Source organism: Pseudomonas sp. BF-B-15 (assembly GCF_019946675.1).
GTDB classification, from domain to species: domain Bacteria; phylum Pseudomonadota; class Gammaproteobacteria; order Pseudomonadales; family Pseudomonadaceae; genus Aquipseudomonas; species Aquipseudomonas migulae.
This window is the reverse complement of sequence record NZ_JAGYFZ010000027.1, coordinates 1-20,816: the sequence shown is the minus strand read 5'-3', so window position 1 is coordinate 20,816 and position 20,816 is coordinate 1. Positions and strand designations below refer to the sequence as shown.

The following is a 20,816-nucleotide window of genomic DNA, read 5'->3' as shown; positions in this document are numbered from 1 at the left end:
CGATCAGTGATGGGAAGAAGGGGCAAGCATTTGCAACAGAAGGTGCTCGGAATCGTCGAGATAGCGGCTCATGGCGTCCTCGGCGGCGCGTTTGTCGCCTTCGGCCAGCAGCTCGTGAATCTGCCGGTCACGCGCCAGCCAGGGCGCCTGAAACCGTGATTCATCGGGCGCGGCGCAAAACACCAGGCGCAGTTGCGCGACGACATTGGTGAAGAACTCATCGAACAACGGGCTGCGCAGCAACCCGACGATGTGTTGATGAAACGCCAGGCTGTGCGTGCCCACGGCGCGCCAGTCCTCGCGCTCCCGGGCCAGTTCGGTGGCTTCCAGGGCTTCGAGCATCCGGTCGGACTGATAATCGCGCAGCGGCTGACTGGCACTGATGGCCTGCAACTCTAGCGTGCGGCGGACGTTGAACAGATCCCGCACATCGTCGACGCCCAAGCGACGCACCATCACACCTTTGTTGCGCACATAACGGGTCAGACCTTCCTGCCCCAATCGATGCAAGGCTTCGCGGATGGTGTTGCGGGAAGCGTTGTAGGCTGACACCAGATCGTTTTCCACCAGCGCCATGCCGGGCAGCAAACGACCGCCAATGATGTCGGCGCGTAACTCCAGGGTGATGTGGTCGGCTAGGGACAGTCCGCTGTTCATACTTATCGCCTCATGATTGTTCAACAATCGTCAGCTAACGGGTAATCACTATCCGTGCCAGTTCGGTCGAGACGTCATGAAGGAGTTGGACGCATCTGCATGCTTTTTAGAAATAGAAGTACAGTCACCATCCCATTTCCATTGGTTAAGATGGCGCATTGTTGCGGAGATACCAGATGCGTTACTCGCAGGACCATAAAGCTCAGACCCACAAACGCATCATCAAGGAAGCTTCAGCGCGATTTCGCCGCGACGGTATTGGCGCGACCGGCTTGCAGCCTCTGATGAAAGCGCTGGGCTTGACTCACGGCGGCTTCTATTCGCATTTCAAGTCCAAGGATGAGCTGGTAGAAAAGGCCCTGCAGGCTGCAGGCGCCGAGGTGGAAGTCATCTGCGCCGAACTGTTCGCTCAGGAACGCCCACTCGAGGCATTCATTGACGCGTACTTGTCCGAATGGCACCAGACTTCGCCCCATGAAGGGTGCCCGTTGCCGACCATGTCATCGGAACTCGGCCTGCGCGGACAGCCAAGTCCGACCTCCGACGTGGTGCTCAATGCGCGGCTCGAACAAATACAAGGCACCCTTGAAGGTGATGATGCCGCCGACCAGAGCATCTTCATCATGTCCGCAATGGTCGGGGCGCTGCTGTTGTCGCGCAGTGTCGAGAGCGCCGATCTGGCCCAGCGGATTCTCGACGTCACGCGCGATTTTCTCAAAAAGCCTCGGGATTAACCCTGCCAGCGTTTAAAGAGCACGCTGGCATTGACCCCACCAAAGCCGAAACCGTTGGACAGCGCATACTCGATGGCCATCGGTCGCGCCTGACCACGGACGATATCCACGCCTTGCGCCGCCGGATCCGGGTTATCCAGGTTGAGGGTGGCCGGCACGATCTGATCACGGATCGCCAACAGCGTGAAGATCGCCTCGATCCCGCCCGCCGCGCCGAGCAAATGCCCGGTGGCCGACTTGGTCGACGTGACCGCAATCTTGTTATCCGTGCCGAACAACGATTTGATCGCAGCCAACTCGCCCAGATCTCCAACCGGCGTCGAGGTTGCGTGAGCATTGAGGTGCTGCACCTGTGCCGCAGCAACGCCCGCCTGAGCCAGCGCCAGTGACATCGCCCGTCGCGCACCACTGCCATCTTCGGGGCCAGCGGTCAGGTGATAGGCGTCGGCGCTGGTGCCGTAACCGACCAGTTCCGCCAGCGGTTGCGCACCACGGGCCAGTGCATGCTCCAGGGATTCGATCACCAGAAGGCCTGCGCCCTCACCCATGACAAAACCATCGCGGTCACGGTCGAACGGACGCGAAGCCCGCTCCGGGGTTTCGTTATATCCACTGGACAACGCGCGAGCCGCAGCGAACCCGGCGAGACTGACACGATCGATCGACGCCTCCGCACCGCCACACACCGCAATGTCCGCCTCCCCGCAACGGATCAGCCGCGCCGCATCGCCAATCGCCTGAACCCCGGCCGCGCACGCCGTTACCGGAGCACCCAGGGGGCCTTTGAATCCGTGCTGGATCGACACATGGCCCGCGGCCAGATTGACCAGAAAGGAGGGAATGGTGAAAGGCGACAAACGCCGCGGGCCACGACTGTCGGTGGTGCGGACCGCATCGGCAATCGCGCCGAAACCACCGACCCCCGAACCGATAATGGTCGCCGTACGCTCCTGGGCATTGGCGTCCTGTGCCTGCCAACCGGCTTGCTCAAGCGCCTGACGTGCCGCTTCCATGGCAAACATAATGAAGCGGTCCATCTTCTTCTGCTCTTTGGGTGGCGTCGCACGATCCGGATCAAAACCCGCCTCGGCATCTTCGGCCAGCGTCGGCACTGCGCCACCGACCTTGGCCGGCAGATCAGCCACGACTTCGTCCGGCAGGTTGCGCAATCCCGAACGTCCGGCCAACAGACGCTCCCAGACGGCTTCGACCCCGCTACCCAGCGGAGACACCAAACCCATGCCCGTTACAACCACTCGACGTTCACTCATACCGCAACTACCTCAAGCCAATGGAGGGTGCCTCACTTGTAACGCGAAGCGGCCTTGCTTTTGGAAAGATTCGGCGCCATCACCAGACGCGCCGCGACAAACGCATCCCAGTCGGAGGCATCCGGCAACGAAGGAATGGTGATCAGTTCTCCCTGGTCCAGCCCCGACAACGATGCATCGACCATCTCGCCCGCTTCCATGACCATGTCCGCCGGGATCTGGCTTGCGTCAATACCGGAACGCTCCCAGATTTCGGTGCGAGTCACGCCTGGCAACACCGCTTGCACTTTGACCCCGGTGCCATCCAGCTCGGCATTCAACGACTGGGTCAGGCTCAACACATAAGCCTTGCTGGCGCTGTAAGTGGCGTTGAAGCGCTCGGGGAACAACGCCACCACCGAGGCGATGTTGATGATCGTACCCCGGCCGGCTTTGGCAAAACTGGCGGCCGCCGCCGAAGCCAGGCGCGTGACCGTCGTTACGTTCAATTGAATCAAACGTTCCAGTTGGTCCAGATCGGCGTTGGCCAGCAAGCCATCTGCCGCGACACCCGCGTTATTCAGCAGCAGACTGATACTCGAATCGCTGCGAAGGCGTTGCTCAAGTTTCAGCACATCATCCTTTTGCGTGAGATCCGCTTTCAGCACCTCGACCTGAACACCATGCTCGGCGCGCAGCTTGCTCGCCGCGGCCTGAAGACGCTGTTCGTCACGTGCGACCAGCAACAAATCAAAACCGCGCGCGGCCAAGCGCTCAGCGTAAATGGCACCAATCCCGGATGAAGCACCGGTAACAAGAGCCGTACCTTGGGTCTGGACAGAATTCATGACGTGCTCCTGGAATGCGTAAGGAAAAAGAAAAGCGCTTGCGCTTCAGAGCGCCAAGCCGGATGACGAATTTATTATAGGCATAATTTAATAACAATATGATAGCCGTAATTTTTCACCTGCCGACGGAAGGCGCTAAATCACCACGTACGCCAGAATGCAAAAAGGCCGGTCAATGACCGGCCCATGGCGCTGAATTACAAGCTTAGTTCACCTCAAGCTTTTCGCGGTTCTTATCCAGAATGGCTTTGCCGATTCCCTTCACTTCGAGCAGCTCGTCCACCGATGCAAACGGCCCATTACTCTCACGATAGGTAACAATCGCCTTGGCCTTGGCTTCCCCGATGCCGGACAACTCCCGTTGCAGGGTCGACGCGTCGGCCTGATTCAAATCAACCTTTTCGGACTGAACCTTGGGAGCGACCTCCATGACCAGAGGTGCAGTGCCCGCCTCCGACTTGGCCGCAGGTGCAGCAATAGCGGCGACAGAGGCAGTGCTCAGGAGGGCAAAAATCAGAGAGTAGAAGTAGCCAGTACGCATAAATGAAGCTCCATGACATCAATTGGGAAAGCAGCTTTTCCGAAGCTGCCTTCCAAACTTAGGCGATGTCTGGAGCCTGTCAAAAATGTGTCAGTTACAGGATGTGAAACAATCAGGGCTCGAGGCGACGCTGCTGATAGATCCAGTCGACGATCTCGCCGTCAGGGGTATAGCCGCTGACCGTTTCGCGCAGAAGCTGGCGGACTCTTGAATAATCATCCTGATCAACCGCTGCCAGCAATTCGCCCAACCGCGCCTTCAGCACATCCCAGGTCAGGTAATCTTCGCTGGCCGTCATGATCATCGGATGCGAGGTCGCCGCAACGTTGTCGCCGATCAGCAGCTCTTCGTAGAGCTTTTCACCCGGGCGCAGGCCGGTGAATTCGATCGAAATGTCACCGTGGATATTTTTGTCCGACCGGACACTCAACCCTGACAGATGAATCATTTTCTCTGCCAACTCGATGATTTTTACCGGCTCGCCCATGTCCAGCACGAAAACGTCCCCGCCCTGCCCCATCGACCCGGCCTGGATCACCAACTGAGCGGCCTCGGGAATGGTCATGAAATACCGGGTGATTTTCGGGTGTGTGACGGTCAACGGTCCGCCAGCCTTGATCTGCTTGTGGAAAAGCGGGATCACGGAACCTGACGAGCCCAACACATTACCGAACCTGACCATGGTGAAACGGGTCTTGTTGACGCGAGACACGCTGGACTTGTCGCCAAACAACACAGGTGCTTTTTCACGGCTGAGCGCCTGCAATGTCAACTCTGCAAGTCGCTTGGTACTCCCCATTACATTGGTGGGGCGAACAGCCTTGTCGGTGGAAATCAGTACAAAGTTTGCAACTCCGGCCTGAAGTGCAGCCTGGGCCGTATTTAACGTGCCCATGACATTGTTCAACACGCCTTCTGCAATATTGTGCTCGACCATAGGTACATGTTTGTACGCTGCGGCGTGGTAAACCGTATCGACATGCCAGGTCTTCATGACGTCCAGCAACTTGTTCTCGTTACGGACAGAACCCAGGATCGGCAGCAGTTTGACGGACAACGATTCACGCGCAATTCGCTGCTCAAGCTCGGACAGGATGCTGTAAAGGTTGAACTCGCTGTGTTCGAACAACAACAGGGTCGTAGGCCTTAAAGCAAGTATCTGCCGGCACAGCTCCGAACCGATTGATCCGCCCGCACCGGTAACCATCACTGACTGGCCGGTGATGCAATGCTCCAGCAGGTCCTCTTGAGCCGGTACCGCATCACGCCCAAGGAGGTCGGCAATGTCCACTTCCTGGATATCGTCGACCTTGACCCGGCCACTGGCCAGATCCATGAATCCGGGCACGCTGCGCACATGAAGCGGGAAGCGCTCCAGGTAGCCCAGAATTTCCCGGCGGCGCCCACGGTTGGCCGAAGGGACTGCAAGCAGGATTTCCTGGGCGCCTGTCGTATCAATCAGTTGCTGGATATGCTTGGGCTTGAACACCTGCAACCCGGAAATGACACGACCGGCAATACTTCCGTCATCATCGATGAACGCAACCGGGCGCATCACCCTGCCCATGCGCAGCGCCGCAACAAGCTGGTTGCCTGCGGCGCCAGCGCCGTAAATGGCCACTTTCGGCAAACCATTATCACGATTGGCAAAAGGCACATGTTGCGCCGCCGCGAACCAATCACCCAAAAAGTACTGGCGCATTGCCAAACGCAAGCCACCAATCATGATCAGGCTCAACCACCAGTAGTTGAACATAATCGAGCGGGGCACGACCGTTTGATGATTGCTATATAAATAGACGATGACGCCAAGAATAAGCGAAGAAAGGCTGACGGCTTTAATTATCGCGATAAGTGCATCATTACCGAAATAACGCATCACGGCGCGATACATGCCAAATCGAATAAACAACGGGATGGCAACGACGGGAGCACTAAGAAATAACCAGAGGTGCTGTTGAACAGGGCTGTTCATTTCGTCGATCCCTAGACGAACGACAAAAGCCATCCATAACGAGACCCAAACCAAACCAACATCGGCAACTACCTGCAGGACCCGCTTGTGTCGGCGCGGAAGGCTCAACAAAAAAGCTCTTATTTTATCCATAACCCTATCGAACACCTCACCAAGCTCCTGAAATCAAAAAATAAACTATTGCCTTTGAACCCGCAAAGAAAACCGGCCGATTTACGATGAAATACCAGCGCGGGCAAATGCCGCACCAGCGTAAGGACTGCATCAAAAAATAAACTTCGATCAGGCACCCTTGTACCAAAACAGCTGGAGGGAGGCAGGGCCTGACAGGCTACCGAAGGCAATCCCGATATAATACCTGTGTTGCGGCAGAAATCCCTGATTGCAGGCAAAATTACTGCCATCAAACGCAAGGGCAACCCGGGCGGCCTCGGTTACCCCGGCAGGTGCCGGTAAAAAATGACGAACGTGCCGGAATCGCGGTTCCTACCTGATACAATGCCCCGAACTGCACGCAGCCTATAAGAATCGCAGCTACACCCCTCCGGTGTTGTATCAAAACTGATCAAGATGACCACAAGGAATAGTCTCTCGCCATCAGGCCTTTCACGATTGGCGAGGCACATCTGGCAATCGGCCGGCACCCTGACAACCAATCCGGAAGAAAATTCACTGCATCGAAGACGCATCAAGCTGCAACCTTGGAAAGCATCGAACAAAGAAGGCTATAATCCGCGGCGCCTAAAAAGCTTTCCAGTTCTTAGCGATAAAGAAGAGCGAGCAGGGACACGCTGTAAGAAACTTCTGTCTCCGACGAAAGACCCGGCTAACACGAACTGAACGGTTGACCCCCGATGACAAAGATGTCACTCCGCGATCGAGATCATGCCAGCGGAAGTAAACAGACCCGCTGCGAGCACCTTCTCGAGAGGGATCAGGCTGTCTCCAGGAAGGGGTGGATTAGATCGATTGAACAGCGCGCCCCAAAGGACAATGATATCCATCTCCTACACTCGCCGACGCCCATGTTTTTTGCTCCTCTGATACTGGAAGGGTTCGGCGATGGCCGCTTGGCAACCAGAGACAATCTGCGCCAGACAATGATCCTGCGCCCGCACACCGGGCTGCTTGTGGATCAGACTCCCGGCAAAACCCTGCGTGCCTGCGCCGCTACTCCGTTAGCGGTAAATAGCGGTTCTGTGCAGCACAAGGAAACAGTGCAAAAACCAATCGAATTCGCCCTTCTCTCATTCGCGTGATAGGCCTGTGCACGCAATAATTTTTTTTATTTTTTAATAGCGGTGTAGCTATGACTTTGAAAACCTTGTGTGTGTTTGGCACGCGCCCCGAAGCAATCAAAATGGCCCCTTTGGCGTTAAGCCTCGCGGCGGACGAACGCTTCGAAGCCAAGGTATGTGTAACCGGCCAGCATCGCGAGATGCTGGACCAGGTACTGAATCTTTTCGAGATCACGCCTGACTTCGATCTGAACATCATGAAGTCTGGCCAGGACTTGACGGACGTCACCACCACTATTTTGCAAGGCATGAAATCGGTCTTCGCCGAGTTCAAGCCCGACATCGTCCTCGTGCATGGCGACACTGCTACCACGTTCGCCACTACCCTGGCGGCCTACTACCAACAGATCCCTGTCGCTCATGTCGAGGCCGGCCTGCGCACGGGCAATCTCTATTCGCCCTGGCCAGAAGAAGCCAACCGCAAGTTGACCGGCGCTCTGGCAGCCCTGCACTTTGCCCCGACAGACACCTCCAGTCAGAATCTGCTCCGGGAAGGGGTAGCCGCTCAAAGCATTCACGTCACGGGCAACACAGTGATCGATGCCCTGCTGGACGTCGTGGCGAGAATTAAAAACAGCGCCACCCTGCAGCAACAGTTTCACCAACAATTCTCCTTCCTGGGTGAAGGGAAGCGAATCATCCTGGTCACCGGCCATCGCCGCGAAAGCTTCGGTGACGGATTTGAAAAAATCTGCCAGGCACTGCTCACGACGGCGAAAGAATTTCCCGACGTCGAAATCGTCTACCCCGTCCACCTCAATCCGAATGTTCGCGAGCCCGTCAATCGACTCCTGGCCGGCATCGACAACGTTCACTTGATTGAACCATTGGATTATTTGCCTTTTGTGTACCTGATGGACCGCTCCTACCTGATCCTCAGCGATTCGGGCGGCATCCAGGAAGAAGCACCTTCGCTGGGCAAACCCGTTCTGGTCATGCGTGACACCACTGAACGCCCGGAAGCCGTCGAGGCAGGCACTGTCAAACTGGTTGGCACTGACATCGACGTTATCACGAGCAACTTGCGCAGCCTGCTGACGGACTCCAACGCTTACAGCCAGATGAGCTTCGCTCACAACCCCTACGGTGATGGCAAGGCGTGCGCGCGGATTCTTGAAACTCTTTCCCAATTTAAAAGAGGCTAACCTATGAGCTTTGAAACCATTTCCGTAGTCGGCCTCGGCTACATCGGACTGCCCACTGCCGCAGTTTTTGCCGCACGCAAGAAAAAAGTCATAGGCGTCGATGTTAATCCTCACGCCGTTGCAACGATCAATCGCGGTGAAATTCACATCATCGAACCGGATCTGGACATTGTCGTGCGGGCAGCGGTAACCGAAGGTTATCTGCGCGCAACCACCACTGCCGAACCGGCCGATGCGTTCCTTATTGCGGTACCGACCCCTTTCAAGGGCGACCACGAACCGGACCTGTCTTACATCGAGTCAGCCAGCAAAGCCATCGCTCCAGTCTTGAAGAAAGGCGATCTGGTCATCCTTGAATCGACTTCTCCGGTCGGCGCAACCGAACAAATGTCCGCATGGCTGGCTGAAGCGCGTCCGGACTTGAGCTTCCCGCAAACGCATGGCGAAGACTCTGACGTTCGTATTGCACACTGCCCTGAACGCGTCTTGCCGGGTCACGTGCTGCGCGAGCTGATCGAGAACGACCGCATCATCGGCGGCCTGACCGCCAAGTGCTCGGATGCTGCAATGCGTCTGTATAAAACGTTCGTGGAAGGTGAATGCATCATCACCGACGCGCGCACTGCAGAAATGTGCAAGCTGACCGAAAACAGCTTCCGCGACGTCAACATCGCTTTTGCCAACGAACTGTCGATCATCTGCGACAAGCTCGACATCAGCGTATGGGAACTGATCCGCCTGGCAAACCACCACCCGCGAGTCAACATCCTGCAACCTGGCCCTGGTGTAGGCGGTCACTGCATCGCTGTCGACCCTTGGTTTATCGTGAGCAAGACACCGGATCAAGCGCGCTTGATTCGCGCCGCGCGGGAGGTCAACGACAGCAAGCCGCAATGGGTACTCGATCAGGTCGCGCTCGCAATCGGCAAGTATCTGCAAGAGAACCCGGCTAAAACAGCGAAGGACGTCACTGTCGCCTGTCTGGGCCTGGCGTTTAAGCCGGACATCGATGATCTGCGCGAAAGCCCATCCCTTGAGATCACTGTGCAGATTGCAAAAAATCATCCGGGCACCGTTCTGGCCGTTGAGCCGAACATCGAGCGCCTCCCTGCTCGCCTGGAAGGCATCGCAACCCTGAGCCCAGTCGATCAGGCCCTGTCTTCGGCCAACGTCATCGTTCTGCTCGTAGATCACAGTGCATTTAAAACCATCCCGAAAACCCGCTTGTCATCGCTGAAAGTTATCGATACCCGCGGAGTCTGGACCTGAAAAATCAGGGGTAACTTGATTGCGTACAGAAATCAGGTGGGTCATACACTCACCTGATTTTTTTGCGCTATAAAGCGACAGCGATTTTTACTCTAGATGATCGTGTGCTCGAATTTGTCATGATGAGGTTTAAGAGGTTCCGGCATGGTCAATCTACTAATTCAGGTGCTGACGCTGATAAGTGGCCTGGTTGTAAACTTTGTTATTCCTGGCCTGTATGGACTGGATGCGTATGGCGCGTTCATCAAGGCCAATGTGCTTGTATTTTTATTTCAAAAACTTCTCGACATCGTTAACGAGCAGCTTATTGCCAGTGTCGAAGCCGAGTACATCCTCGTCACCTCATTATTTATGGCGACGTTGATTTTTTTACTGTTCAGTGTGGTCAGCCTGGTAGACGACATCGGTAATCCTTTATTGCTGAGTGTCATGCTGCTCAGCTCAGCGTGCCTGCTTTCCCTGTTCGGGCTACGTTTGCAACGCTGGATAGTCGGATACCTCGTTCTCTTCCTGTGTGTTTTTTTCGTCCTCTTGTTCATCAGTTATCAACAGATCCTGCCGCTGAGTATCGTGGACATTCTGCTGCTGACGAATTTGATACCGTGCCTGTTTGCCGTGGCGGTGCTGTTTAGCCATGGCGCAAAACTGCCAGTGGGCAGGCAGTTATTGTCCACCTGCAAGAACGTCTTGTTTTTGTTGCCTAGAATGGTATCCATCACTCTGGTCTTCAATCTGTTTACCAATATCCTGCCCTACATTCTTTCGAAGAGTCTGCCCGTTCGGGACCTTGGACTCTTCCGGGTGATCGTGTCGATCATTCAGTCAGCGACGAGCCTGTTTCCTATAAATGTCAGGGCTGTATTTGTTGCGTTTGTCTCCGGGGGGCAGCGTCAAGAGCAATACAGAATCATCATGTCCGTCGCCCTTTTCTACTTCGCACTGGTTGGCTTGTCCGGCTATGCGATGGGATGGCTGTTCCCGCAATACTCCGCTTACCTGGCGATGCTTCCTTGCCTGCCAGTCCTGTACTGGGCCGTGGTGACAGAAAGGTATCTCGTTGCTTCCGGGCTTCATCGTAAAGTAATCATCGCCAACCTCGTCCTGGGCGCACTGGCTGTGGCCGGGATGATCCTGTTCGTTCAAGGCCTGAAACAGGCAGAACTGTTTTATGCGCTTGGGTTCTCTGCCTATTTATTGTTTTTGCACTTGCTGTGCCGACCAGGAATCCGTCTACCGGTCATATTCTGGGTCTCTGTACTCTCCCCTTTCGCAATCGTATTGAAAGACGTCAATTTGATCTGGGGCGTTCTTTATATGCTTTCTCTTTTGATCATTGCGGTTGGGATACTTCGGCTTCGTCCGGCTGACTTTCGCACCTTGAGGTTTTGACAATGAACGCAGTTAAGTTGTATCGCGTAGGAAACTGGTTTTATCAGCGTCGTGTACCCGTCGTACCTGGCCTGATTCGCAACCTGATTTTTCTTTTGTTCAATTCATACATTCCGGTGTCCGCCAATCTTGGAAAAGGCACCATTTTCGCTTACGGCGCCATTGGTGTCGTACTTCACGCGAACGCTAAAGTCGGGACGGGCTGTGTATTAGGCCAAGGAATTACGATTGGTGCTGCAGAAGGCTATGTCACCAGCGAGATCAACAAGTGCCCGGTGATTGGAGACAACTGCTACATCGGTGCGGGTGCAAAGATCATTGGCGATATTACAATCGGGGATAACTGCCAGATTGGAGCATCGGCCGTAGTACTGAAAGACATACCCAACAATTCAATCGTTGTCGGCATTCCAGCCCGAGTGATTGGACAGACCTCTGTAGACTATAAAGCTATACGCCCCTGAAATGGCGAACGGAGTATCGCAATGAGTAGTAACGACTGCATGAAAAACAGCATGGCAATTGCAGCGGCCGCGTGCATTTCCATTCTGCTTATGCAGGATCCTGGCGTTCTTTTCTACACCGGCATTGTTGGTGTTTCCCTGCTTGTGCTGACGGCCATTATTTCGCCTTGGCTGGGCCTGTTGGCGCTATTCCCGCTGGCCTTTGCCTTGCGCCCGGCCCCACCGTCAGTAGGGGCTCAAGAAATATCGTTCGCCGCTTTGCTGGCAGTGATATTCATTGCTGCATTGATCAAGTTGCTTCGCACTTGCGGAATCAGGTCCGTACTGCGCCTTTTCGGTATCCCGCTGCTTATAGGCGCGGGAATATTGAGCATCAACCTGGCCGTGGCCATGCACAATCATGTGCCGATGCTGGACTGGATCAGGGGCGTCATTCCCTTTCTGTTTATATATGCACTGATACCTGTCTGCGCACTGGTCAGCGGTGACGAAAGCAAGATTCGCTGGGTCGGCGCTTCAGTGGGAACCCTGATTTTCCTGACCGCCGGCTACATCGTTTTCTACTACTTCTACCACGACATGTGGCAACCGTACTGGCTCATCCTGACTAACGGAGAGGAAGTCAAAATCTCTCAAGAAGCGGCCTTGAACAACGTCAACGCCATGGGGCCGATGCGCGACCGGATCACCATGCTGCTGGCACAGGCAACAGATGCGTTGCTGCCTGTCGGCATGGTTGTGGGGTTCGTTGTAAGCACGTTGGCACGAGACCGGCGGATTACTATTGTCGGCGCTTTGGTGGCCATGCTTTGCATGGCAGCCGTACTGATCACCTTCACAAGAAGCATGCTGATCAGCGCCCTTTTGGTCATGCTGCTCTTTTCGCTCTATGCATTTTTCGCCCATAAAAACTTGCGCGTGAAGTTGTCGGCCAATTTGGCCACTCAGGGCGTATTTGGCGTTGCATTCATCTTTTCCACTGGCATGGATCAGGTTTGGCTCGGACGCTTGAGTTTGTTATCGGGGGCCGCCTGGAAACGAAAAGGTGACTTCAACGTAATGTCCCGGCTTGAAGAATACAAAATCGCCTGGGAAATGTTCTTGAGCCATCCAGTGCTGGGCAACGGGATGGGTATCAAGCATGGAATGCGCTGGGAAACTTCTGAAGGTGTCTCCTTCACCGAGATGGTTGCGTACATACACAACTGGCCGCTCTACATGCTGATGGTTGGCGGACTGCTGGGCTTTCTGGTTTATTCGTTGGTCATCGCAGGCCCCGTTCTCTATCGTCTTACGTCCCTCAGATCTGAGTCTGCACATTTAACAGTTGTTCGTGCAGCCGTCATGACACTGGCGGTCTATGGTTTGTTTTTCGCGGTATTCCGTCTGATTTCGTTCAACCTGTTGCTTGCTGCTGCCTGGGGAGTGGTCTTCGCGCATAAGTGGTCCCGAGAGAACCCTGCGTCTAGCGCCCATGCCGTACATTCACACACGGCCTCGACTCAAACCAAAGAAAAGCCTGTTGGGCATGAGCCTGCCGATCAAAAAAATGTGGAGCTATCTGTATAATGTGCGGCCTAAGTTTTTTTGCTGTTAAACGCGAGGTCCTCGGAGTTCAGAGCCAGCTGGAATCAAGCCTGGCCGTCACCAAACATCGCGGCCCGGATGCGTCTGGTACTTACTTCGCCAGTGTCGGGGACTACCAGGTAGGCCTCGGACATAACAGGCTCAGCATCCTGGACCTTTCGCCGACCGGCAGTCAGCCAATGTTCGCCGGCAATGGCGTCAGCATCGTATTCAATGGTGAGGTATTCAACCATCATGAACTGCGTAATCAGCTGATCGAAAAAGGCTACTCATTCAAGGGCACCTCGGATACAGAGGTCATTCTTCAGCTTTATGTTGAGCACAAGGAACACGCTTTCAAACTGCTTGAAGGCATGTTCACTTTTGTCATCCTGGATGAAGCCAGAAATAAATTCTTCCTGGTAAGAGATGTTATCGGGATCAAGCCTGTGTACTGCTACTCCAGCACGAACGGCATCTACGCCTGCTCGGAAATACGCGGCCTCAAGAGTTATTCGGAGGTCACCGCCGATATTGATCACGATGACGTTTTCGAGTTCTTCAATAACGGTTTCCTCTACGAACCGAACACCGGCTACAAAGCCATCAAAAAATTGATGCCCGGGACTTACCTTGAGTTCGATCTGCTCACGGGCGCTTGCGAGACCCAGCGTTACCAGACCGTGATGAACTTCAAGACCGAGCAAAACCTCGCCGCAGATGTGAGCAGCGCGGTGACACGGCAATTGGAGGCGGATGTTCCGGTTGGCGTATTTTTCAGTGGCGGCGCTGACTCCAGTATTCTGGCCAGTTACACGGGTGAGGCAGATCTGTTCTTCGCCAAGTACGAAGCGACGGAAGATTCTGCTGTCGATATGAAGTTCTCGGCTGATATCGCTGAACACCTGGGCAAGAAACTTGTGGTGACAGAGATTCTCGATTCGAACACCAACGTGTTCGAGTCGATCGATTTCGTCGCAGCGAATACGGAAGAGCTGGTTTCCGATTACACATTCTGGGCTACCTATCGGTTATCAACAGAAGCCAGGAAGAGCGGCTACACCGTAATGCTCAGCGGGATGGGTGGGGACGAGGCATTCGCCGGTTATCCACGCTACAAAGTCCTGAAGCATCACGGGCTGATTCGGCGGCTCTACCCAGTGCTGAATGCTCTGCTGAAATTCAAGCTGTTTCCCAAGCAGCTCGACAAAAAATTCGAACGACTGGTGTCCTATGCCCAGGAAAGTTACTGGCCTTTGGCGTATTCACGAATGCTGGGATATTTCTCCAGGCAGGAGTTGAAAGGCTTTTTCCCCGATTACTCGAAACGGGAACAGCATTACAAGCAACGCCTTGAGTCCGTGCTCGTCAATTACAAGGGCGATCCCGCAGACAAAGTAAAATGTGCACAACACTTTGACCTGACAGGCTTTCTAAGCCACAACCTCAGTGTTTCCGATAAAGCGAGCATGCTCGCCAGTATCGAGTTGCGTGTGCCTTTGCTCGATGAGCGAGTCGTTGCTAATGGTTTCGCCACCTCAAGTGCAGAACTGCTGAAGGATGGCGCGCCAAAGGCCCCTCTGAAGAGCCTATTGAAAAGCCTGCTTCCAGCCGCTCTTGTGGATCGCCCGAAAACCGGCTTCAACCCTCCCCTCGACGGCATTATCCGTCGGATAGGGGCGGAGCGATTGCTCAGCGAGTTCGAGCGGATTTATCAGTATCTAGAGCGCGAAGAAGTGGAAAAGCTGGTGACGAATCATTTTTCGGGCGCAATCAACAACACGTACAAGCTGTGGCAGGTGCTGTACTTTGAACGTTGGTTGAAACTGAACTTTGCGTAAAAGCTTCCAGGTCCGCTTGTAAACGACGACATCTTTCATTATTTAAGTGATTTTTATGGGCAATGCGCTGACATCTCGGCTTTTCAAGCTCTACCACACAGCCAAAATGTTACGGTTGAAGCAGATTTTCTACCGGATCTATTACCGTTTCGCCAAAGTAAAACCCTTTACGGCAACCGGATTCGGCAAGCGATCGGCCTTTGATCTGGCAAAAGCCCCTGGCTGGAGTGCGTCCCGCTTTACGACGGACGAGCAGTTCGACTTCATGGGCATGAAAGCGCCCATCGAGTGGAGCAACACGACACTCCCGAAAATCTGGCAATACAACCTGCATTACCTCGACCATTTGGCAGCATCCGACCAGGCATCCACTGCATTCGACACCCGCCTGGTCAACAGCTGGATTGTGAATAACCCTCCCTTCGGCGGTTGCGGATGGGAACCCTATACGCTCTCTCTGCGCATCGTGAACCTGGTGAAGTGGCTGCAGAGACAGCCGAGCCTGGAAGGCAATTGGCTGGACAGCCTGGCCATGCAAACCCATGCCCTGTCCGAACAGGTGGAATATCACATCCTGGCAAACCATCTGTTCGTGAACGGCAAGGCGCTCGTGTTTGCCGGCACCTTCCTGGAAGGCGCTCATGCTGAACGCTGGCAGTCGCTGGGACTGGAGATTCTGGATAGCGAGGTCAAGGAGCAGTTTCTGGCGGACGGCGCGCACTTTGAATTGTCCCCCATGTACCACGCCTCCCTGCTGTGGGACATGTGCGACCTGGTGAACCTGGCCACCCATACCAAACTTGCACCACTAAGAAACCGACTGGACGAATGGAAGCACGTTGTCGAACGAGGCATCGTCTGGCTACGCAGCCTCCAGCACCCCGACGGTGGCATCCCTTTCTTTAACGATTCGGCGTTCGGCATCGCTCCCGCGCTGCACGATATCGAAACGTACGCACGCCTGCTCAATTGCCTGCCAGAGCAAAAAAACAGCACTGCCACTACTGTCTCGGTCGAACATCACGTCGAAAGCGGCTACGTCTCGATTGATTTTGGCAATCAATGCAAGGCGCTATTGAACCTTGCGCAGGTGGCCCCCGACTACCAACCGGGGCATACCCATGCCGATACCCTGAGTTTCGAACTCAGCCTCTTTGGTCAGCGCGTCTTCGTTAACTCCGGAACATCGCAGTACGGCGAAGACTCCGAACGTCACCGCCAACGCAGTACAGCAGCACACAACACCGTCGAAGTGGACGGCGAGAGTTCCTCCGAAGTCTGGGCCGGCTTCAGGGTTGCCCGGCGTGCGCGTGTTGCGCTGGATACGTTCGACCAGGCCGATGGCATCGTCCGCGTCCGCTGTAGTCATGATGGTTACAAGCGTTTGAAAGGGAAAAACCTGCACACCCGTGAATGGCTCGCAAAAGTTGACGAGTTGCAGATCACGGATTCGCTCACAGGAAGTTTTAACCGAGCGAAAGCCAGGTTTTTTGTACACCCCGAGGCCTTGGTTGTTCAAAATGGCGGGCAATTGACGATCACCCTTCCCGGCGGCCAGGTTGCTTCCGTTTTCCTGGAGGGTGCAACCAAGATCAACGTAGTTACTTCAACGTGGCATCCAGAATTTGGCAAGTCTGTTCCGAACCAGTGCATCGTCGCTGAGCTGTCGTCGAACACGCTGACCACCCGTATAACTTGGTGAGGTTTATTTGAAACTTTTAATCCTGAGCTTTTACTACCAGCCTGATTTATCTGCCGGATCGTTTCGTACGACGGCATTGGTAAAGGCGCTTCTCGAGAAACTGCCAGCGCACGCGCATATCGAGCTGATTACAACCTTGCCAAACCGCTACAGCTCGTTCAGCAGCGAAGCGCCGGAACTGGAAGAGCATCCTCGCCTGACCATTCGCCGAATCGCATTGCCGGCCCACAAAAGCGGTATGGCAGATCAAGCCAAGGCTTTTCTGGTTTACGCGAACGGCGTGCGCAAAATTGTTCAGAACAAACAATATGACCTTATCTATGCGACCTCTTCGCGCCTGATGACCGCGTCGCTGGGCGCCCTCATCGCCCGCCAGAAAAAGACTCCGCTTTATCTGGACATTCGCGATATTTTTGTCGACACGATCAAGGATATTCTGCCGAAGAAGCTGATCTGGCTGCTCAAGCCCATGCTTTCGCTACTTGAAAGTTTTACCATCAAGTCGGCCAAGAAGGTCAATCTGGTTTCCGCCGGTTTTCTCCCTTACTTCAAATCCCGGTATCCGGACCAGCACTACTCGCTGTTCACAAACGGTATCGATGACGAGTTCCTGGATGTCCAGCCTGTCGAGAGCTCTGCGAGTCTGAATCCGGTCCTGGACGTGGTCTACGCCGGAAACATCGGTGAAGGCCAAGGGCTGCACACGATCATTCCTGCGCTAGCCAAACGCCTTGAGGGGAAGTTGCGATTTCGAGTGATCGGTGATGGAGGGAGACTCGCTCACCTGAAGGAGGCTATCAGTTCAGCCGGCTGCACTAACGTTGAGCTGTTGAACCCGGTCAAGCGCAATGAACTGATTCAGGTCTATCAGTCGGCAGATGTGCTGTTCCTGCACCTCAATGACTACGACGCGTTCCGTAAGGTCTTGCCGTCCAAACTGTTTGAATACGCCGCGCTGGGTAAACCGATCTGGGCCGGTATTTCGGGTTACGCGGCAAGCTTTGTCGCTGAACATATCGAAAATACAGCCGTCTTCGAACCTTGCGATGTGGATGCTGCAACCAGATCTTTCGAGAACCTGAATATTCTGACCAGCCCGCGGCATGCCTTCGTCGAGCGTTTTGCCCGCGGCAATATCATGCGCGAAATGTCGCAAGACATTCTTTCCCTGAAGGAGGCTCGTTAATCATGCGCATTCTTCTGGCAGGGGCCAGCGGCTTTGTCGGCAGCGGGCTGGTCGCTCCGTTGCTTGAGCGTGGCCACGAAATTACCGCCGCCGTACGCAAGTTGAAGGTTGATCTCGACTCGCGTGTGACACAGAGCCTGGTCAATGGGCTGTCGGCCGATCAGGATTGGCAGGGATTGTTGAAGGACCAGGATCTGGTCATCCAGTTGGCTGCTCGCGTACACGTCATGAGTGACGAATCCTCCGACCCCCTTGCCGAATATCGCAAGGTTAACGTCGAAGGAACGCTCAATCTGGCTCGGCAGGCCGCTGACGCCGGGGTCAAGCGCTTCATTTTTCTCAGCTCAATCAAGGTCAATGGCGAAGGCACGGCTCTCGGCAAGCCTTACGTTGCCGATGGAGAGGAGGCGCCAAGCGACCCTTACGGCATTTCCAAAATGGAAGCGGAACATGCCCTGAGAGCGCTGGCGGCTGAAACCGGCATGGAAGTGGTGATTATTCGTCCGGTGCTGGTTTATGGGCCTGGCGTGCGAGCCAACTTCCTCAGCATGATGCGCTGGCTGGACAAAGGCGTCCCCCTGCCGTTTGGCGCCATTCACAACCAACGCAGCCTCGTTGCCCTGGATAACCTGGTTGACCTGATTGTGACGTGCACCGAGCACTTCGCAGCAGCAAACCAGACCTTCCTCGTGAGTGATGGTGAGGATCTTTCGACTACCATGTTGTTGCGTCGAATGGCGACGGCCCTGGGCAAGCCTGCGCGCTTGCTGCCGGTGCCGAGCTGGATGCTTGAAACCGGCGCGACACTCCTGGGCAAGCAAGCACTGGCCCAGCGTTTGTGCGGTTCACTTCAGGTCGATATCAGCAAGACTCGTGAACTATTGAATTGGAAACCGCCGGTCAGCGTCGACGAAGCGCTGCGCAACACGGCTAAACACTTTTTGGAACTACACACTCAATGAATATGTGGTGGCTGTTACCGGCTGCGGCCGTTGTCGCACTTTTTCTGACTGGCGCCCTGCGCCGGTACGCATTGGCTCGAAGCCTGATCGACATACCGAATGCGCGCAGCTCGCACGTCGTGCCGACACCAAGAGGTGGTGGTGTAGCGATCGTAGTGAGCTTTCTGCTGGCATTGATGTGGACGGCCAGTCTGGGCTTCGTTGCCTGGCCTCTGACCTGGGCATTACTGGGCGCAGGCGTCGGTATTGCGGTACTGGGGTTTCTGGATGATCACGGCCATATCAGCGCTCGTTGGCGCTTGCTGGGCCACTTCATTGCAGCCACCTGGGCGCTGTTCTGGATAGGTGGCTTGCCGCCGCTGACACTGTTTGGATTCGCGCTCGACCTGGGATGGATCGGTCATGCGTTGGCTGCCGTTTATCTGGTGTGGCTGCTGAACCTGTACAACTTTATGGACGGGATTGACGGCATTGCCAGTGTCGAAGCTATCTGTGTATGCCTGAGCGGTGCGCTGTTGTACTGGCTGGCGGGGAATGAACTGGCGGCGCTGTTGCCTCTGTTACTGGCTTTTGCGGTAGCAGGCTTCCTGTATTGGAACTTCCCCAGGGCGCGGATTTTCATGGGTGATGCCGGCAGCGGCTTCCTGGGCATTACCTTGGGGGTACTGTCGTTGCAGGCTGCCTGGACGGCACCACAGCTTCTCTGGAGCTGGTTGATTTTGCTCGGCGTATTCATTGTTGATGCTACGTGGACTCTGCTTCGCCGCTTGTTCAGGGGTGACAAGGTCTATGAAGCCCACCGTAGCCATGCCTATCAATTTGCTTCCCGCCAGTTTGGCAAGCACTTGCCAGTCACCCTGACGGTCGCAGCGATCAATCTGTGCTGGCTGTTACCGATCGCCCTGGTGGTCGGGAGCGGCAAACTGGATGGCCTGTCGGGAGTGTGCCTGGCTTATCTGCCGTTGGTAGTTTTAGCCGTCAAGTTCAAGGCTGGGGAAAAAGAGGCTTAACAGCCGAGTCAGAAAATGGAGATGGGGGATGGGGGATGGCACTAGCCCCCTCCTCCGGCCAACCACTGGAAGTAACCGGTGACGCTTCCATCGTTGTAGATCAAACCAGACGCTTGCGCCGCGCTCTTGCGGTGCGACCAACGATCCAGCCAATCGCAGGCCCTGCGACCATCCCTATCAGCAATGAAACCACCACGACAACGGAAACTGGTAGCTGCGGCCCAGCCCATCCAAGGAACAGCAAGGAAACCGACTGCTGGTTCTCAAGCACAAAAGCCAGTATCGCCAGCACCAGCAACAGTAGAACGACCATAACCAGCACGCGCTTCAAGCTACTCATGAGCCCCTCCCTGTCTGGATTTCAAACTTCTTCCTCTTCTTCATTTACCCGATCCCGCAACTCTTTCCCCGGCTTGAAATGGGGAACGAATTTGCCGTCAAGGCTCACGGACTGACCGGTTTTCGGATTGCGGCCTACGCGCGGTGCGCGGTAGTGCAGGGAGAAGCTGCCAAATCCACGGATCTCGATGCGATCACCGGTGGCCAGACATTGGGACATTTGTTCAAGCATGGTCTTGATAGCCAGCTCCACATCCTTTGATGAGAGCAGCCCTTGATGGGTGACAATTCGTTCGATCAACTCCGACTTCGTCATATTTTTCCCTTCTTTTTCAAGCAGCTAGGAAAAGCGCTTCAAAGGTTTTAGCATGCCCGAAGGAATTTGAACAGCCCGAGCTTTGACATATCTTCGCCAGCAATGGGATGCCGATTTCAGAACAGAAGCCTGATCAAGCCCGACCTGCTCATCTGCAGATAACCAGCATGGTGCGTGTCACATAACCTGCCGGGTTGAAGCCAAAGGGATACTCATCTTCGTCTTTGGCGTCATCAGATCTCGTGACCACCTTGTAGCCAGCGCCCTTGCACTCCTTGGCAGCGCGTTTGTGACACTTCTCCCACCCCGACCCCAACCCCGAAC

Annotated in this window: 18 protein-coding genes; 11 read left to right on the top strand and 7 right to left on the bottom strand. The window is 55.0% G+C overall.

Annotation, left to right across the window (positions count from 1 at the left end):
• Window positions 1–3 precede the first annotated feature (3 nt).
• Entirely contained in the window at window positions 4–657 is a 654-nt protein-coding gene (locus KGA97_RS11340; RefSeq protein ID WP_008042177.1) for a GntR family transcriptional regulator, read from the bottom strand.
• A gap of 176 nt (window positions 658–833) precedes the next feature.
• Between KGA97_RS11340 and KGA97_RS11335 the strand changes: the two genes are divergently transcribed.
• Window positions 834–1,391: a TetR/AcrR family transcriptional regulator gene (locus KGA97_RS11335; protein WP_008042176.1), complete on the top strand. Its 558-nt coding sequence runs from the start codon at window positions 834–836 to the stop codon at window positions 1,389–1,391.
• Here KGA97_RS11335 and fabF read toward each other — a convergent pair.
• The 4 genes from fabF to KGA97_RS11315 form a co-directional block, all read right to left on the bottom strand.
• On the bottom strand, window positions 1,388–2,662 hold the full coding sequence (gene fabF, locus KGA97_RS11330) for a beta-ketoacyl-ACP synthase II (RefSeq protein WP_008042175.1): 1,275 nt from the start codon (window positions 2,660–2,662) through the stop codon (window positions 1,388–1,390). The two genes, KGA97_RS11335 and fabF, sit on opposite strands and share 4 nt — an antisense overlap.
• Before the next feature lie 32 nt (window positions 2,663–2,694).
• Window positions 2,695–3,489, bottom strand: coding sequence for an SDR family NAD(P)-dependent oxidoreductase (locus tag KGA97_RS11325; protein WP_008031779.1), 795 nt, complete (start codon window positions 3,487–3,489; stop codon window positions 2,695–2,697).
• Between the two features lie 205 nt (window positions 3,490–3,694).
• Window positions 3,695–4,030, bottom strand: coding sequence for a ComEA family DNA-binding protein (locus tag KGA97_RS11320; RefSeq protein WP_192416958.1), 336 nt, complete (start codon window positions 4,028–4,030; stop codon window positions 3,695–3,697).
• Between the two features lie 112 nt (window positions 4,031–4,142).
• Window positions 4,143–6,137 carry a polysaccharide biosynthesis protein gene (locus tag KGA97_RS11315; protein WP_032832695.1) on the bottom strand — a complete coding sequence of 665 codons (1,995 nt, stop codon included), beginning with the start codon at window positions 6,135–6,137 and terminating at the stop codon, window positions 4,143–4,145.
• 1,177 nt (window positions 6,138–7,314) lie between these two features.
• Between KGA97_RS11315 and wecB the strand changes: the two genes are divergently transcribed.
• From wecB to KGA97_RS11265, 10 genes are all read left to right on the top strand, one after another.
• Window positions 7,315–8,448, top strand: coding sequence for a non-hydrolyzing UDP-N-acetylglucosamine 2-epimerase (gene wecB, locus KGA97_RS11310; RefSeq protein WP_223480792.1), 1,134 nt, complete (start codon window positions 7,315–7,317; stop codon window positions 8,446–8,448).
• A gap of 3 nt (window positions 8,449–8,451) precedes the next feature.
• A complete protein-coding gene (wecC, locus tag KGA97_RS11305) occupies window positions 8,452–9,717 on the top strand; it encodes a UDP-N-acetyl-D-mannosamine dehydrogenase (RefSeq protein ID WP_008042168.1) in 1,266 nt (421 codons plus the stop codon).
• Between the two features lie 144 nt (window positions 9,718–9,861).
• Window positions 9,862–11,106 carry a hypothetical protein gene (locus KGA97_RS11300; RefSeq protein ID WP_207285330.1) on the top strand — a complete coding sequence of 415 codons (1,245 nt, stop codon included), beginning with the start codon at window positions 9,862–9,864 and terminating at the stop codon, window positions 11,104–11,106.
• Between the two features lie 2 nt (window positions 11,107–11,108).
• The gene (locus KGA97_RS11295) at window positions 11,109–11,570 is read left to right on the top strand and encodes a serine O-acetyltransferase (RefSeq protein WP_223480791.1); all 462 of its coding nucleotides are present in this window, start codon (window positions 11,109–11,111) and stop codon (window positions 11,568–11,570) included.
• A gap of 21 nt (window positions 11,571–11,591) precedes the next feature.
• On the top strand, window positions 11,592–13,139 hold the full coding sequence (locus tag KGA97_RS11290) for an O-antigen ligase family protein (protein WP_223480790.1): 1,548 nt from the start codon (window positions 11,592–11,594) through the stop codon (window positions 13,137–13,139).
• Complete coding sequence (gene asnB / locus KGA97_RS11285) at window positions 13,139–14,977, top strand: asparagine synthase (glutamine-hydrolyzing) (protein WP_008042146.1); 1,839 nt, start codon at window positions 13,139–13,141, stop codon at window positions 14,975–14,977. Before KGA97_RS11290 ends, asnB begins: the two co-directional genes overlap by 1 nt.
• 55 nt (window positions 14,978–15,032) lie before the next feature.
• Window positions 15,033–16,679, top strand: a complete 1,647-nt coding sequence (locus KGA97_RS11280; protein ID WP_223480789.1) for a heparinase II/III family protein — start codon at window positions 15,033–15,035, stop codon at window positions 16,677–16,679.
• A 7-nt stretch (window positions 16,680–16,686) separates the two neighbouring features.
• A complete protein-coding gene (locus KGA97_RS11275; RefSeq protein WP_008042130.1) occupies window positions 16,687–17,865 on the top strand; it encodes a glycosyltransferase family 4 protein in 1,179 nt (392 codons plus the stop codon).
• A 2-nt stretch (window positions 17,866–17,867) separates the two neighbouring features.
• A complete protein-coding gene (locus KGA97_RS11270) occupies window positions 17,868–18,827 on the top strand; it encodes a UDP-glucose 4-epimerase family protein (RefSeq protein WP_223480788.1) in 960 nt (319 codons plus the stop codon).
• The gene (locus KGA97_RS11265) at window positions 18,824–19,837 is read left to right on the top strand and encodes an MraY family glycosyltransferase (protein WP_008042115.1); all 1,014 of its coding nucleotides are present in this window, start codon (window positions 18,824–18,826) and stop codon (window positions 19,835–19,837) included. The genes KGA97_RS11270 and KGA97_RS11265 overlap by 4 nt, the downstream gene beginning before the upstream one ends.
• Before the next feature lie 100 nt (window positions 19,838–19,937).
• Here the strand turns inward: KGA97_RS11265 and KGA97_RS11260 are convergent, their stop codons facing one another.
• Together KGA97_RS11260 and ihfB are read right to left on the bottom strand one after the other, a co-directional pair.
• A complete protein-coding gene (locus KGA97_RS11260) occupies window positions 19,938–20,177 on the bottom strand; it encodes a lipopolysaccharide assembly protein LapA domain-containing protein (protein ID WP_192226150.1) in 240 nt (79 codons plus the stop codon).
• Between the two features lie 21 nt (window positions 20,178–20,198).
• Entirely contained in the window at window positions 20,199–20,492 is a 294-nt protein-coding gene (ihfB, locus tag KGA97_RS11255) for an integration host factor subunit beta (RefSeq protein WP_008042113.1), read from the bottom strand.
• Window positions 20,493–20,816: the final 324 nt, after the last annotated feature.